Here is a 13,850-nt window from a genome sequence, read left to right on the forward strand (position 1 = left end):
TATGGAACTAATTGGAACGCGTCAATCCGGAATTCCATGGTGGGCGACCGAATAGTTATTTCGAATATTCTAGAAATATGGTTTGACAGTTGACATCGGCAGGCGCATCGTGGCGGCCATGAAGATCGACGACGCAGCAGCACGCCTCGAAGCTTTGGGTAACCGGACGCGACTCCAGATCTACCGGGCCCTGGTCCGGGCCGGGCACTCCGGCATGCCCGTCGGTCGCTTGCAGGACAAGCTGAAGGTACCGGCGTCGACCCTGTCGCATCACATCAAGACCCTGGTCTCGGTCGGGCTCGTCAGCCAGGTCCGGGAATCGACGACTCTGATTTGCCACGCAAACTTCGACGCGATGCGGGGTCTGGTCGATTTCCTGGCGGCGGAGTGCTGCGCAGACGAAGTCGGATGCAAGACGACGCAAACGGCGGCGTGATTTTTTTGGCTGATATTGTTCGATGATTCTAGAAGTATGGGAGAAGCCGAATGAACGCTAAGACGGTCGCCATCATCGGGGCAGGGCCTGTCGGACTCGCAGCAGCTGCGCACGTCCTGGAGCGTGGCATGTCACCCATCGTTCTGGAGGCAGGATCCGAAGCGGGGCACGCGGTGCGCCAGTGGCAGCAGGTCCAGCTCTTCTCGCCGTGGGAGTACAATGTCGACAAGGCCGCCGCGCGCCTGCTCGCGCCGACGGGATGGAATTCGCCGGACCCGAGCGCCTATCCGACCGGCGGCGAGCTGATCGATCGATATCTGACGCCGCTTGCGACGCGAACGCCATTGCGCGAGGTGATCCGGACATCCAGCCGTGTCTCCGCTATCAGCCGCGTCGGCTTCGACAAGGCGAAGACGAAGGGGCGTGAGCTGGCCCCTTTCGAAATCCGCTACCAGAACGGCAAGGGCCCCGAAGTGCTGCGCGCCGATGCGGTGATCGACACATCAGGTACATGGTTCTCGCCCAATCCTGCCGGAGGTAATGGTCTGCCCGCGATCGGCGAGCGTGAATGCGCTGGCCACATCGCCTACGGCATGCCCGATGTCCGGGGGGCCGGTCGCGCCAGATATGCCGGGAGGACCGTTGCGGTGCTCGGCGCTGGCCACTCCGCGGTGGGCACACTGATCGATCTCGTGCATCTCGCGGGCGAGGCGCCGGGGACGCAAGCTATCTGGCTGTTGCGCGCCGCCGATCCCGCCAAGGCGTTTGGTGGCGGCCGGAATGACAAGCTCGCTGCACGCGGAGAGCTCGGCAGTGCGTTCGCTGCGCTCGTTGCCTCCGGCAAGATCAGGGTGGAAACCGAATTCGGCGTCACGCATCTGGCTGAGACCGAGGGCCGCCTCGAGATCGCGGCCGGCTCGGGTTGCAGCGGACGGAGCGTGATCGTGGACGAGCTGATCGTCTCGACGGGCTTTCGTCCCGATTTTTCGTTCCTGTCCGAATTGCGCCTGCGGCTCGATCCCGCTATCGAGGCGCCGGTCGCCCTGGCGCCGCTGATCGATCCTAACGAGCACAGCTGCGGCACCGTGCGCCCGCACGGCGCCCGCGAGCTCGCGCACGAAGAGCCGGGCTTCTACATGGCGGGCATGAAGTCGTATGGTCGCGCGCCAACCTTTCTCATGATGACAGGATATGAGCAGGTGCGCTCGATTGCGGCCGATCTCGCCGGCGACAAGAAAGCCGCCGCAAGGGTGGAGCTCGTGCTACCGGAGACCGGCGTCTGCACGCGCGGCGGCGTCGAAGCCGCCGGCGCCGTATCAGGATGTTGCGGTGGGCCGGCGAAGCAGGAATCAACGGCCTGTTGCGCCGCCGACGAAGCAGCAAAGAAGGCCGGCGCTTCGGGGTGCGGTTGTTTATGAAGTCGGTTCTTGCAGCTGATGCCGGAGAGTTATCCATTGTGGTTCGTGCGCCGTTTCGGCGTGGGGGCGGGAGGACAGCATTCGTAACTTGAGCGGCCGGTCTCTGATCGCGGTGATGTGCATCGGCCAGGTCGGCAATCTGCTGCCGCACGTGACGCTATCCGCCAATCTGGCGCAGCATCTGATGCCGACGTGGGGCCTCTCGGCGGCCGAAGGCGGCTTGATGGCGAGCGGTTACGCGTTCGGCTACATGCTCGCCGTGCCCGTGCTGACGACATTGACCGACCGGATCGACGCGCGGCTCGTCCTGCTCTGGGGTTCGATCGTCAGCGGGCTGGCGACCGCAGCGTTCGGAATCTTCGCGCAAGGGTTTTGGTCCGCGACCGCGATCTGGTCCCTGGCAGGGCTTGGATTTGCCGGCGCCTACATGCCGGGCCTGAAGGCGCTGACGGATCGGCTTCCCGCCGGCGATAGTTCACGCGCCGTCACGCTATACACGTCGAGCTTCTCGGTCGGCGTCGGTCTCTCGTTCCTGGTCGCGCAGCTGATCGCCGACCGTTGGGGATGGCGGACCGCCTTTCTTGTCACCGGCTTCGGTCCGATCGCGATGGTCGTCGCGTGCCTTCTGATGCAGGAGCAGCGGCCCGCGCCGAAGGCGGGGCGTCTGCTCAACTTCGCGCCCGTCTTCGCCAATCGCGAGGCGCTCGGATACATCTTCGGCTACGGCGCCCATTGCTTCGAGCTCTACGGCATCCGCACCTGGCTGGTCGGGTTTTGGACCTTCGTCGTCGCCCATCAAGGCGCCCCGTCGTGGTTGAGCCCCGTCGTGCTGAGCTTCTGCTTTGCGGTGATCTCGATGCCGGCCAGCATCCTCGGCAACGAGGCCGCGCTGAAATTCGGGCGCCATCGCGCGATCACGGTCGTGATGATCGCGTCGGCTTGCGTCGCGCTGGTCATCGGCCTCAACGCGACAGCGCCGGCATGGGTGCTGGCACTGCTGCTGCTCGTCTATGGCCTGACCGTGCCGGCGGATTCGGGCGCATTGACCGCCGGCATGTCGGCCGCGGCTGTGTCCGAACATCGCGGCGCGACCCTGGCTCTGCATTCGACGGTCGGCTTCGGCCTGTCGGCGGTCGGCGCCTGGGGCACCGGCGCCGCCCTCGATGCAGCCGGCGGCCCGCAGAGCGCGACCGGCTGGCTCTTGGCGTTCAGCGTCCTCGCGGTCGGGATTGCACTGGGGCCGCTGGCGCTGCTGTGGGCGCGGAAGGTGCAGCCTGGTGGGGCGAAGTCGATATGAGGTCGCGCAATTCTACTCGGCGGTGGAAAATCGATCGAGGCGCAATCGATGCCGATGATCGGTCAGAAGGCGAGCGCCTCCCGTCACGGCGGCGAGCGTCCCCAATCCCGTCCCGCCGGCGATCAAGAACATGATCAAGAGTTGATACTTGACGGCGTCGATCGGTTCGACGCCTGCAAGGATTTGACCGGTCATCATCCCCGGCAAGAGACAAGGCCGATCGCAGCCATGCTGTTCATGATTGGCGTGAAGCCGCTTCTCAATGCGTCCCGCAGGACCGGCAGCAACGCCTGATACCGGGTACCGCCAAGAGCAAGGCAAGCTTCGACGGCGGCTCGTTCGCGCACCAGTGTATTCGTCAGCACGTCCAGGCCCAGGCTTATTCCCGTCATGGTGTTGCCCAGGATCATGCCCAACAATGGCAGCGCATAGCGCGGATGATACCACGGATCCGGACGTAGCTCCGTCAGGAGCGCGAAGATCGTGACGGTACCGGCCGCCAGCAGCATGCATCCCGCTCCTAAGCCATAGCTCCAGATACCCGGCAGGCGTCGCTTTTGCCGAGCGACGATTTCCCGTGACGCGAAGAGAACCATGATGACGGCGGCGAGGGCGGTCCAGAGCGGCGAGACCGCGGCAAACAGGAACGTCAATACGTATCCAACGAGCACCAGCTGAAGCACCATCCGCACGGTGGCGATGGCCAGCTGCTTTTCAAGCTTGAGGCGGAGAGCGAGCGAGAGAGCGCCGTCCATGACGACAAGGAGCGCGGGCAGAACCAAATCGCCGTATGCCAAGTGAATGTAATTCACGGCCGATTGTCCTCGATCCCGCCGTCGGCATTCATCACAATGACCCTCGACCCGACGCGGCAGGCCTGGGCGTTGTCGTGAGTGCTCCAGACGACACTCGTTCCGTTCGAAATGCGTTCCGCGATCAAAGATTCCACTGCCGCCGTCGATGCCGAATCGAGGGCCGATGTCGGCTCGTCCAGGAGAAGAACCCGCGACCGCAGCATCAGCGCCCGCACTAGCCCCAGCCGTTGTCGCTCGCCGGTCGACAGTCTTTGGACCGGCCAGGGACCGCAACTGCACGGCAACCCCAGTCTCATGACCAGCGGTAAGGCATCATCCCAGCAGCTGAAGTGATCTTGCACGATGTCTGACCACCAGCCCGGCTCGGCAGCGAGGTAGGTCACCCGCTTGCGCCAAGCCGGAGCGGGCATGGCCTCCCTGAGCGTTCCGTCCAGTTCGACCATTCCTTCGTTGGGATCGAGGTCCGCGATCGAGCGAAGGAGCTGGGTCTTCCCGGCGCCAGAAGGCCCTTGCAGGGCGACGCATTCGCCGTCCTGCAAGTCGAATGAAACGGAGAGGTGCAAGCGCTTGAGCGCGCGGACCGTCAGCATGTGTCAAAGCTTCGCCGGAGCCGATCGGCAACTCGCCTCGCGATCTCCGCCGGCGCCTCGTCCGGATAAGGATGCACCGAGCTGACATTGATCTCGCCGAGGACATAGCTGTCGGTCCCGTCGGGAAGGACCGGACCAAGCATGAAGTCGGCGTCCCAAATCGCAGGCAGGTCAAGTCGCGCAATATCCAGCAACGACGTCAGCTGGGGCGTCCACTCGTCTTCCATCAACCGACGCAGCCGCTGGAAACGCGGCTCTGCGTTCGAGGTGTAGAGGCGCGGTCCGGCCTCGGAACGGGCGGCCGGCGAGTCGACCAGGGCTTTGACCTTGTGATAGCCGAAGCCGGCACAGCGATCGCCCGCCATGTAGCAACGCACCACGCCTTCGCTTAAGCGAGGCTGGAATGGTTGGTCGATCACGCTGCCGTTCTCGAAATACTCCGCGCAACGACGGAGAAAATCATCCAGCGTCAGTTCCTCGGGCGCGTCTTTCGTCGCGTCCAGCACCTTTATCATGGAGGAGGTCGGCAGACTCTCGACCTTCCAGACGCCTTGGCCGCCATTGCCCCGGTTGCGCTTGATCACGCGCGGACCAGCGGCGAGCCGTGTCGGCAACTCGGCGCGCATGGCCTCGGCGCTTTGATATAACGCCGTGTCGCATCCCCAGCCCATCGAGCGGGTACGATAGAGTACCTCCTTGGTGCCCATCTTGAGGATGACATCGGGATGAGCGCTGACCCACACGCCCTGAGCCGCGACGTCTCGCAGCAATGCGTCGAGACCAGCGCGATCTCGACGGTCTTGAATGGGGTTGACCCAGACCAGCACGCCGTCAATCGCGAGCAATTGTTCACGAACGTCCTCGGCGAAGCTTTCATCATAGATCGCCGGCTGGGCTTCAATGCCGACGGCGGCGAGTGCTTCGAAGACGTGTACGAAGCGGCTTTTTTGCGCCGTCGCATCCCGCCGCGCGGCAGCGTCTCCGCGTGAGAGGATGGCGACGGTGTGTCGATGAGAAGGGTGTCGTTCGATGTCCATGCGCAAGCTCCACGAATGGCGTGCTGCGCAGAGCTTGGACCGAGGCCTCACGGGGAGTCTGCTTTGTCCCCACGCAAAGGACACTAGCGGGGCCGTCCGCGAGTTTCAAGACATGGCTGGCGCGGTTCCGCGGAGCGGTGAATTCTTTGTGACGTTCGTCGGCGACTTCGGTGGGCCGCCCGAAGCCTACGCCCGTTGACAGCCGCCGCCCTCGGGTTTTTACTTGGGGTTCGGGGATGTGCGATCTCCCCGTGAGGCGACATGCCCAAGCATCGCGTCCTGATCACCAAGGGCGCACCATGTCATCATACTTTCCTCGATTGCATCCAGCAGACTGGCTCGATTTCTCGGCACGGCGTCCGCGCCGGTCGCATCGCTGTGCGCATTGATGCCCGCGGCCTGTTGCGCCGTGTTGGCACCGAGTAGGGGAAGATCGCGAAACGGACTTCACTTGGGGCAGGACAAGACCAGGAGAATGATCATGCGAACACGAGCAATCTTCCGCACGGTCCTGTTGCTTGCGATCGCGGGCGTGCTGTCGAGCGCGCACGCTCTGACACAGGAGGAGTTGGTCGCCAAGATCCAGGCGGCCGGCTACGCGCAAGTCAGCGATATCAAGTCGACGGCTGAAGGCGTCACCGCCAAGGCGGTGAAGAACGGCAAGGCGGTGACGCTGGTCGTCGACAGCAGTGGTCGGGTTAAAGAGCGAAACTAAGCCGAGGAGTAGCACGATGAAAAGAATCATCTGGGCCGTGGTCGGCATTGGCGTCTGCCTTCTTGCATTTCGCTTCGGCCCCTTCATCCCGGCATATGCCCAGGATGCCGACTGGCAGAAGGTGGACGAGACCCTGGGCCGCAAGCCCGCCGTCTCGGACGACGTCCGCCGTTTCGGCTTTCCCCGCACCGATCTCTCCGTGACATTGGACGGCGTCGCGATCAAGCCGGCGCTGGCGCTCGGTGGCTGGATCGCGTTCAAGCCTGCGCATGGCGGCGCCATGGTCATGGGCGATCTTGTGCTGCTCGAAACCGAGATCAATCCGGTGATGGCGAAGATGATCGCGAGCGGGCTCGAGATCACCGCCGTGCACAATCATCTGCTGCGTGCGAGCCCGGCGACGTTCTACATGCACGTCGCCGGACATGGCGACCCGGTCAAGCTGGCCGCGGCGATCCATGATGCCCTGGCCGAAAGCAAGACCCCGCTGACGGTCACGGCGCCGGCGAATCCGCCGCCCGCCATCGACCTCGACACGGCGAAGCTCGACCAGATCATCGGCGTCAAGGGGCAGGCGAACGGCGGCGTCTACCAGTTCAACGTGAAGCGGCGCGACCCCATCACGGAGGACGGCATGCTGTTGACGCCCGTCGCCGCCATGGGTGTCGCAATCGCCATCAACTTCCAGCCGACGGGCGCGGGTAGGGCGGCCATCACGGGCGACTTCGTGCTGACCAGCGACGAAGTGAACCAGGTCATCCTCGCTCTTCGGACGCACGGCATCGAGGTGACCGCGCTGCACAGCCACATGCTGGACGAACAGCCTCGGCTCTTCTTCATGCACTTCTGGGCCAACGACGATGCCGTCAAGCTTGCCGAAGGCCTCCGCGCGGCGCTCGACAAGACGGCGAGCACGAAGAGCTGATGCGAGGCGGGAGCTGCGCGCGAAGAGGTTCGGTGAAATGCGAGCCGGCCAAATTCACGCGCAAGTATCGCATTGCAGCACTGAAACGGCTCCGACCGTTCCGAACCCAAGCTTGTATCGGTCGTTACCGTTCTACGAACGGAGGAGGTAGGCATGCGTGTCCTAGTGATCACCGCGGCAGTATTACTGTCTTGTACGCTCAGTCCCTCACGCGCCGACGAGACGGCTCCTGCACGTCAGGCGCAGGCGACCGTTCCGGTGCAGCCGGATCGAACTCCCGAGCAAGCTGAACAGGCCCGAGACCAAGACAGGAAGAACGCCGAAGACGTTAAGATCGAACGTGATTGGAAGGCGCAAGGCGGCACCGATGGCGATCGCGCCGGCCGAGCCAATCAATCGGATCAGGATCATCAAACGGTGGGACGTGATTGGCGGGCCCGGCCAGACAACGCCGAGCGTCGTTGAGACAAAATCGAATCCTCTGCGGTCCAAGCCGACAGCGACATATATGGGTGACACGATCACGAGCACCAGCAGGTGACGAGAAGCTTGGTCGGATCCGCGCCGTCTAGTGGTTAGAAACAAAGCTTCGACGGCATTGACAAATTCGACCGGCGCGTAATATTTGCCTCACGGGGAAGCGATCTCCCCGCGAGGCGACATGCCCAAGAATCGCGTCCCGGTTTCGACAAGGACGCTGCATGTCTTCCGTTTTCCGATCCCCTCTCCAAGCCGCTTTATCCGTCTCGCGCCCGCCAGGGCCTCGCTGTCGGCGGTGGGATCACCGTGCCGACGGACTCTGCCGGGCGGGCAGCGATCGTGAACCATCCAACTCGAAATTCATCCGTGATCTCAACGGAGGACTGCCATGACCTACGTCATGAAGCCGCTGTCGTGCGACCCGAGTCGAATCCGCGGCATGTCGGACGAAGTCCATTATCGCTTCGTCTACGACCAGGACGGCACGCTTCGAAGCTATTCGATGGGCGAGCGAAGCATCTGACATAACAACTGACGATTCGGGGATACCGAGACCTCCCCGTGAGATGGAGTCCCATCCAAGCGCTCGCCACCTCGATCCGGGGACGATCATATGGACGCACTTGGCTTCGCTATCTTTGCTCTTGCCGCCCTTGCCGGTGGCTTCGTCAGCGGCTTCTCTGGCTTCGCGATGGGCCTGGTCGTCTCTGGTGTCTGGCTGCACATCATCACGCCGATCCAGACCGCCACTTTGATCGCGGGGTACGGTCTGCTCACCCAAGGCTACGGCATTTATAGGCTGCGACATGTCCTGGATCTGCGCAAGGCATGGCCTCTCGCGCTTGGAACAGTCATCGGCATTCCGATTGGCGTTGAAATTCTCGTCTATCTCAATCCCCTCTATCTGAGGTTCGGAGTCGGTGTGTTGTTGATGATTTACTCCATTTACGGCTTGGCGCGCCCTGTGTTCGCGCCCATGAGAATCGGCACCGGAGCAGACATCGCAATAGGCATCTCGAATGGGATGCTTGGCGGGTTGACGGGGCTCGGCGGCGTGATCTCCACGATATCGTGCCAATGGCGCGGTTGGCCGAAGGATTTGCAGCGGGCCGTGTTTCAGCCGGTGCTGTTCATCGCCTTCGTGGTCATCTCCTTGTCCCAGGCAGCGGCCGGCTCCATTACCAGGGAAACACTGGTGCTGTACGCGTTGGGCGTTCCCTTCATGGTCGCCGGCCTTTGGTCCGGCTTCAAGATGTTCGGGACCATCCAGGACGAGACCTTTCGCAAGGCTGTGTTGGCACTGTTGCTGTTGGCGGGGCTCTCGCTGGTCGTCTCGACCCTCCCTTTTTCCGCTGATCGATAAGGGCATCATGCTATTGAAGCGACTGGGCGCCATCGCCATCCCGAACGGACTGAACAGCGATTTCGATCACGCCGCGTTCGATCCGAAGACGCGCCGCGTCTTCACGGGGGCCTCCTCGCATTCTCCGATGAGTGATGAGTGCAGATCGAGCGCGGCAGGCCGCGCGCGAATTCAATCTTCTGCATGGGCCAGGCTTGCGCTGCCATCCATGCTGGCTTTGTTGATGGGAGGAAATGCCATGGCCGAGACCCTGAATTTCGACAGCGCTGCTGTCGGAACTTCGCCCGACGGGTGGACTTTGACGATGACCGGCAAGGGACAGCCGAAATGGACCGTCGAGGCCGAGGCTACGGCGCCAAGCAAGCCGAACGTTCTCAAGCAATCCGGACGGGCGACGTTTCCCCTCGCCATCAAGCGCGATACGTCCATCCGTGACGGCTTCGTCGAGGTGAAATTCAAGGCCGTTGCCGGCTCCGAGGATCGCGCCGCGGGAGTCATTTGGCGTGCGAAGGATGCCGACAATTACTACGTGGTCCGGGCTAACGCGCTGGAGGACAATGTCGTTCTCTACAAGACGATCAATGGCGTTCGAATGTCGCTCGAGATCGTGGGTCGCAGAGGCGGCTATGGCGTCAGCGCGCCGGTGTCGTCCGGGCAATGGCACCTGCTGCGCTGCGACTTTGCAGGAAGTCGGTTCAAGGTGAGCTATGACGGAAAGCAATTGTTCGAGGTGGAAGACGCCACCATTCCGGACGCGGGCATGATCGGCCTGTGGACCAAGGCAGATAGCGTGACCCTGTTCGATGATCTGACATATGGTGAGAGCAAATAGGCCTTTGGTCACCTATGCCGGAGATTGCCATAAACGTTCGATGCCTGTCGGTCGCGACGGCCCTGCTGATTGCGTCCATCTGCCCAGTACGGGCGGAGGAAGGTCTGGTCGCCTACAAATCGCTCGGTCCAGAACTGGCGCTCGATCTTGCGCGCGCTGCGTTGGCGAACTGCCGCACCCGTGGATACCAGGTTGCAGTTGCCGTCGTCGATCGCTTCGGCGTCACGCAAGTGATGTTGCGCGATCGCTTTGCAGGCCCTCACACGCCCTCGACGGCAGCAGGCAAGGCGTGGACAGCAGCCTCGTTCAAGACCAGCACGACCGAGCTCAATGCGATCAGCCAGCCGGGGATGATGCAGGCGGGCATTCGCAACCTTCCCGGAGCGGTCGTCATTGCCGGAGGACTGATCGTTGAAGCCGGCGGCTCCCTGGTCGGAGCGGTCGGCGTGTCCGGCGCGCCGGGCGGTGACGCGGACGAAGCGTGCGCGAAAGCCGGAATTGATGCCATACGCGACAAGCTGGACTTCTGAGAAGACGTCAAGATCGCGGTCAAAAAGTCCTTCGGCCTTTCACGAGCCTGGCGGCCGTCTGATCCACAGGGACAAGCAGACGCGCCGCCTTCGCACGCGCAGGTGTGGGGCGCTCACCGACAGGAATCGACAATATCCGATTTGTCGCGCCAACCTGAGAAGTAACACCGTCGAGCTTCCCCAACGATTGTTCTCGACAAGCCGATGTCCGCGAGAAGCCGGTCATCCAGTTCGAGAAGCTCGTCGTATTGGCGGCGCCGTGTGATGCCGTCCAGCAGCGCGAGCGTGAGTTTCCAGAACCATGCAGGGCTTGGAGAAGGAACGAAGGCTGCGCTGGATGTGCCGATTGAGCCAGTGGTGCTGTCGCAAGACATGTTTCACCTCCATAATGGAGCGAAACAACGCTTGGCTCGAAAGCTGGTCGGGCGGTTGTGTTTGACCCGATGGCCTTTTCTATCATGCTCGTCTCTGCCGCACAAGCGATCCGCTGATCTGGAAGCTGGAGGCGTCGCTGGAGTGCCGGTCATGCTGAAAGGAACGTTCGGCGCCGCCCGTCCACTGGATCAAGCTGACCGCAACGCGAAGCATCACACCCTGCAAATGAGTGTATCCGACCGAGGAGCACTGATCGGAGCGCCGCCTGATGGTTAAGATCCTCGCTCCCTCAGTGGTGCAACTGAGATCCAGATTCCGACAGAGGCATGCAACGCACGAAGCAGCACCACGGAACAATAAAAAGACTTCGCGGTTAAACGGTCTCCCCCGACACCGGAGTCGACCATTTGCAAGCCCATCAGTCAAAACTTGACGGGATCGACGATACTGCGCGCCTTCAACTGCTCATCGACGCAATCGTTGATTACGCCATCTACATGATCGACCTCGACGGCACAGTCCGCAGCTGGAATTCCGGTGCCCAGCGGTTGAAGGGCTACTCGCCCGACGAAATCATCGGCAAGTCGTTCGCATCCTTCTATACGCCAGATGATCGCACCAATGGGCTTCCAGAGCGCGCCTTGAGCGTCGCAGCACGAGAAGGCCGCTTCAGCGCCGAAGGATGGAGAGTCCGCAAGGACGGAAGCCGTTTCTGGGCATCCGTCATCATCGATGCCGTCCGCAATCAAGCCGGCGAAGTGATCGGCTTCGCCAAGGTCACGCGAGATGTTACCGAACGTCAGGAAGCCCATGAAGAGCTTCTCAATAGTGAGCGGCGCTATCGCCAGCTAATCGAGGCCGTGGTCGATTACGCGATCTTTCAGCTCGACCCACTGGGCAACGTGACAACCTGGAATCCCGGAGCAGAGCGGATCAAGGGCTACGCGCCGCCGGAGATCATCGGTCAGCATTTTAGCGCTTTTTACACGCCCGAAGACATCGAACTCGGTGTGCCCAAGCGTGCGCTTTCAGAGGCGGCGGAGCATGGTCGCTTCGAGGCGGAAGGCTGGCGTTTGCGAAAAGACGGCTCCCGCTTCTGGGCGTCGGTCATCATCGATCGCATCACGGACGAGGCCGGAAACATCGTCGGGTTTGCCAAAGTCACGCGCGACGTTACGGACCGGAAGCGCGCCGAGGACGAGCTCAAGCACGTTCAGGAGCAACTCGCCGCATCCCAAAAGCTGGAAGCGGTGGGGCAACTCAGCGGTGGCATCGCGCACGACTTCAACAATCTGCTCATGATCGTCCTTGGCAATCTCGAAACAGCTGAGCGGCACGCCAAGGCGCCCGGAGCCAATCTGAACCGGGCGCTCGCAAACGCGAAGCGCGGCGCACAGAGAGCCGCGGCGTTAACCAGTCGCTTGTTGGCATTTTCGCGCCGACAAGCGCTCGATCCCAAGCCAATCAACGTAAACAACTACGTCAATGGCCTGCAGGAATTCCTTCAGCGCACGCTCGGAGAGCGCATCGAAGTCCAGACCGTCGGAAGTGCGGGTCTTTGGGAAATCGAAGCCGACGCCAATCATCTGGAGTCAGCCATCGTCAACCTGGCAATCAACGCTCGTGACGCCATGCCCGACGGCGGAAAGCTGACTTTGGAAGCAGCCAACATCTCCGCCGACGATGATTACTGCCGGCTCAATCCTGAACTGGCGCCCGGTCAGTACGTCGCCATTTGCGTGACTGACACCGGAGGCGGAATGTCGCGCGACGTTCTCAGTCACGCTTTTGAGCCCTTCTTTACGACAAAGGAGCCGGGCCACGGCACCGGCCTTGGCCTGAGCCAGGTCTACGGCTTCGTCAAGCAATCCGGAGGCCACGCAAAAATCTACAGCGAGGTGGGGCAGGGCACCACCATCAAGATGTACTTTCCGCGCTTCTCCGGAAGCACACGGCCCGAAGAAATCGCACCTGAGGAAATTGCCGAGGGTGAGCTATCCGAGACCGTTCTCGTCGTCGAGGACGATGAGGATCTGCGCGTCTATATTTCTGACGTCCTGCGGGATCTCAACTATCGCGTCCTCTCGGCCCGCAGCGCTCAGGCCGCTCTGACCATTCTCCTGCAAGACGACTCGAAGGTGGACCTTCTTCTCACTGACGTGGTCATGCCGGGGATCAATGGTCGCGAACTCGGCAGGCGCGCGCATCAAATTAGACCGGGACTGAAGATCCTGTACATGACGGGCTATTCGCGTAATGCCGTGGTCCATCAGGGAAGGCTTGATGAAGGTGTCAACCTGCTGGAGAAGCCAATCTCGCAAGCAAAACTGGCGCTGAAGGTGCGAGAGATTCTGGATCAGTTTGAATGACCAGGGTCTGACCAGCGGTACTATCCTGACCGCTGGCCGGCGGCGGCCACCGTAGCACCGTCCGTTCTCTGGGGCCTTAGCCGTCATCCCTTCCCTGACTGCCTGGTGCCTCAACGGGCACCAGGATTCCCATACTGCGCTCACCCTGAGGGAGTGGATCGGTAGCCGGACTTCCCCGCTTGACCTTTTTTCGCGCCGTGAGATTTTTAAGGGTCCGAAAAAAGCCGGGGGCGGCGATGAAACTGTTGAACGAATACCTGGAGCGTGCCGTCGGTCTGGAGAAATTGGCGGCGGGCGAGCAGGATTCGACCTTCAAAACTCAGCTGTTGAACCAGGCCGCGGCTTACAGAAAGCTGGCGGCAAAGCGCGCCTTGGAATACGGACTGCCGCCACCAAGCCCGCCAGAAGACCCGCCGCAGCCCTGAGAGAGTTAAAAGATCGATCTGGATCAGGGCCGCCTGCGGCCGTGCGGCTGGTCAGCGAGGGCGACGAGGCCCGGTGACGCATCCTCCAAGAGTATGTCGCGGGCTTTCGCGAATTGATCGGGAAGTTGCGCAAGAAGCTGCACTCCCGAAGTCGAGCTGACATCCGTTGGGCGGGGGACCCTTGCTCCCTGTGTTCAAAATGGAACATAACTCTTTATCGCGAGTTCCTTCCCGATCGCACAG

The 13,850-nt window shown here is 62.0% G+C and carries 15 protein-coding genes and 1 pseudogene; 12 read left to right on the forward strand and 4 right to left on the reverse strand.

Features of this window, described 5'->3' with window-relative positions:
- The first annotated feature begins 118 nt into the window (after positions 1–118).
- From AC0L3B_RS01995 to AC0L3B_RS02005, 3 genes are all read left to right on the forward strand, one after another.
- On the forward strand, positions 119–436 hold the full coding sequence (locus AC0L3B_RS01995; protein ID WP_018458504.1) for an ArsR/SmtB family transcription factor: 318 nt from the start codon (positions 119–121) through the stop codon (positions 434–436).
- 50 nt (positions 437–486) lie between these two features.
- A complete protein-coding gene (locus AC0L3B_RS02000) occupies positions 487–1,854 on the forward strand; it encodes an NAD(P)-binding domain-containing protein (RefSeq protein ID WP_018458505.1) in 1,368 nt (455 codons plus the stop codon).
- 115 nt (positions 1,855–1,969) lie between these two features.
- Positions 1,970–3,151, forward strand: a complete 1,182-nt coding sequence (locus AC0L3B_RS02005; protein WP_018458506.1) for an MFS transporter — start codon at positions 1,970–1,972, stop codon at positions 3,149–3,151.
- Between the two features lie 12 nt (positions 3,152–3,163).
- Here the strand turns inward: AC0L3B_RS02005 and AC0L3B_RS02010 are convergent.
- From AC0L3B_RS02010 to AC0L3B_RS02020, 3 genes and pseudogenes are all read right to left on the reverse strand, one after another.
- A pseudogene (locus AC0L3B_RS02010) lies at positions 3,164–3,963 on the reverse strand (ABC transporter permease).
- Positions 3,960–4,556 carry an ABC transporter ATP-binding protein gene (locus AC0L3B_RS02015; protein ID WP_018458508.1) on the reverse strand — a complete coding sequence of 199 codons (597 nt, stop codon included), beginning with the start codon at positions 4,554–4,556 and terminating at the stop codon, positions 3,960–3,962. Before AC0L3B_RS02015 ends, AC0L3B_RS02010 begins: the two are co-directional and overlap by 4 nt.
- Positions 4,550–5,593 carry a Cj0069 family protein gene (locus AC0L3B_RS02020; RefSeq protein ID WP_026233598.1) on the reverse strand — a complete coding sequence of 348 codons (1,044 nt, stop codon included), beginning with the start codon at positions 5,591–5,593 and terminating at the stop codon, positions 4,550–4,552. The genes AC0L3B_RS02015 and AC0L3B_RS02020 overlap by 7 nt, the downstream gene beginning before the upstream one ends.
- Before the next feature lie 481 nt (positions 5,594–6,074).
- Between AC0L3B_RS02020 and AC0L3B_RS02025 the strand changes: the two genes are divergently transcribed.
- The 7 genes from AC0L3B_RS02025 to AC0L3B_RS02055 all read left to right on the forward strand — a co-directional run bounded on the left by AC0L3B_RS02025 (position 6,075) and on the right by AC0L3B_RS02055 (position 10,438).
- Entirely contained in the window at positions 6,075–6,308 is a 234-nt protein-coding gene (locus AC0L3B_RS02025; protein WP_026233600.1) for a hypothetical protein, read from the forward strand.
- A 16-nt stretch (positions 6,309–6,324) separates the two neighbouring features.
- Entirely contained in the window at positions 6,325–7,233 is a 909-nt protein-coding gene (locus tag AC0L3B_RS02030; RefSeq protein ID WP_018458514.1) for a DUF1259 domain-containing protein, read from the forward strand.
- 153 nt (positions 7,234–7,386) lie between these two features.
- A complete protein-coding gene (locus AC0L3B_RS02035) occupies positions 7,387–7,698 on the forward strand; it encodes a conotoxin (protein ID WP_240543400.1) in 312 nt (103 codons plus the stop codon).
- A gap of 403 nt (positions 7,699–8,101) precedes the next feature.
- Positions 8,102–8,236, forward strand: a complete 135-nt coding sequence (locus tag AC0L3B_RS02040) for a hypothetical protein (protein WP_018458516.1) — start codon at positions 8,102–8,104, stop codon at positions 8,234–8,236.
- Positions 8,237–8,326: 90 nt separating this feature from the next.
- Positions 8,327–9,076 carry a sulfite exporter TauE/SafE family protein gene (locus AC0L3B_RS02045; protein WP_018458517.1) on the forward strand — a complete coding sequence of 250 codons (750 nt, stop codon included), beginning with the start codon at positions 8,327–8,329 and terminating at the stop codon, positions 9,074–9,076.
- A gap of 238 nt (positions 9,077–9,314) precedes the next feature.
- A complete protein-coding gene (locus tag AC0L3B_RS02050) occupies positions 9,315–9,908 on the forward strand; it encodes a hypothetical protein (RefSeq protein ID WP_039800453.1) in 594 nt (197 codons plus the stop codon).
- Between the two features lie 14 nt (positions 9,909–9,922).
- Positions 9,923–10,438: a GlcG/HbpS family heme-binding protein gene (locus AC0L3B_RS02055; protein ID WP_473379951.1), complete on the forward strand. Its 516-nt coding sequence runs from the start codon at positions 9,923–9,925 to the stop codon at positions 10,436–10,438.
- 113 nt (positions 10,439–10,551) lie between these two features.
- Here AC0L3B_RS02055 and AC0L3B_RS02060 read toward each other — a convergent pair whose 3' ends face one another.
- Positions 10,552–10,812 (reverse strand): YjiS-like domain-containing protein, encoded by a 261-nt coding sequence (locus AC0L3B_RS02060; protein ID WP_083926524.1) that lies wholly within the window; start codon positions 10,810–10,812, stop codon positions 10,552–10,554.
- 408 nt (positions 10,813–11,220) lie between these two features.
- Between AC0L3B_RS02060 and AC0L3B_RS02065 the strand changes: the two genes are divergently transcribed.
- Positions 11,221–13,182, forward strand: coding sequence for a hybrid sensor histidine kinase/response regulator (locus AC0L3B_RS02065; RefSeq protein ID WP_247300173.1), 1,962 nt, complete (start codon positions 11,221–11,223; stop codon positions 13,180–13,182).
- A 236-nt stretch (positions 13,183–13,418) separates the two neighbouring features.
- On the forward strand, positions 13,419–13,607 hold the full coding sequence (locus AC0L3B_RS02070; RefSeq protein WP_018458521.1) for a hypothetical protein: 189 nt from the start codon (positions 13,419–13,421) through the stop codon (positions 13,605–13,607).
- Positions 13,608–13,850 lie beyond the last annotated feature (243 nt).

Source organism: Bradyrhizobium sp. Kon56, from assembly GCF_055807635.1.

Coding starts and splice junctions, on each gene's coding strand:
- AC0L3B_RS02060 (WP_083926524.1), bottom strand. CDS start 10,812: ATGTCTTGCGACAGCACCACTGGCTCAATCGGCACATCCAGCGCAGCC.
- AC0L3B_RS02000 (WP_018458505.1), top strand. CDS start 487: ATGAACGCTAAGACGGTCGCCATCATCGGGGCAGGGCCTGTCGGACTC.
- AC0L3B_RS02045 (WP_018458517.1), top strand. CDS start 8,327: ATGGACGCACTTGGCTTCGCTATCTTTGCTCTTGCCGCCCTTGCCGGT.
- AC0L3B_RS02050 (WP_039800453.1), top strand. CDS start 9,315: ATGGCCGAGACCCTGAATTTCGACAGCGCTGCTGTCGGAACTTCGCCC.
- AC0L3B_RS02020 (WP_026233598.1), bottom strand. CDS start 5,593: ATGGACATCGAACGACACCCTTCTCATCGACACACCGTCGCCATCCTC.
- AC0L3B_RS02040 (WP_018458516.1), top strand. CDS start 8,102: ATGACCTACGTCATGAAGCCGCTGTCGTGCGACCCGAGTCGAATCCGC.
- AC0L3B_RS01995 (WP_018458504.1), top strand. CDS start 119: ATGAAGATCGACGACGCAGCAGCACGCCTCGAAGCTTTGGGTAACCGG.
- AC0L3B_RS02055 (WP_473379951.1), top strand. CDS start 9,923: ATGCCGGAGATTGCCATAAACGTTCGATGCCTGTCGGTCGCGACGGCC.
- AC0L3B_RS02015 (WP_018458508.1), bottom strand. CDS start 4,556: ATGCTGACGGTCCGCGCGCTCAAGCGCTTGCACCTCTCCGTTTCATTC.
- AC0L3B_RS02035 (WP_240543400.1), top strand. CDS start 7,387: ATGCGTGTCCTAGTGATCACCGCGGCAGTATTACTGTCTTGTACGCTC.
- AC0L3B_RS02030 (WP_018458514.1), top strand. CDS start 6,325: ATGAAAAGAATCATCTGGGCCGTGGTCGGCATTGGCGTCTGCCTTCTT.
- AC0L3B_RS02070 (WP_018458521.1), top strand. CDS start 13,419: ATGAAACTGTTGAACGAATACCTGGAGCGTGCCGTCGGTCTGGAGAAA.
- AC0L3B_RS02005 (WP_018458506.1), top strand. CDS start 1,970: ATGTGCATCGGCCAGGTCGGCAATCTGCTGCCGCACGTGACGCTATCC.
- AC0L3B_RS02025 (WP_026233600.1), top strand. CDS start 6,075: ATGCGAACACGAGCAATCTTCCGCACGGTCCTGTTGCTTGCGATCGCG.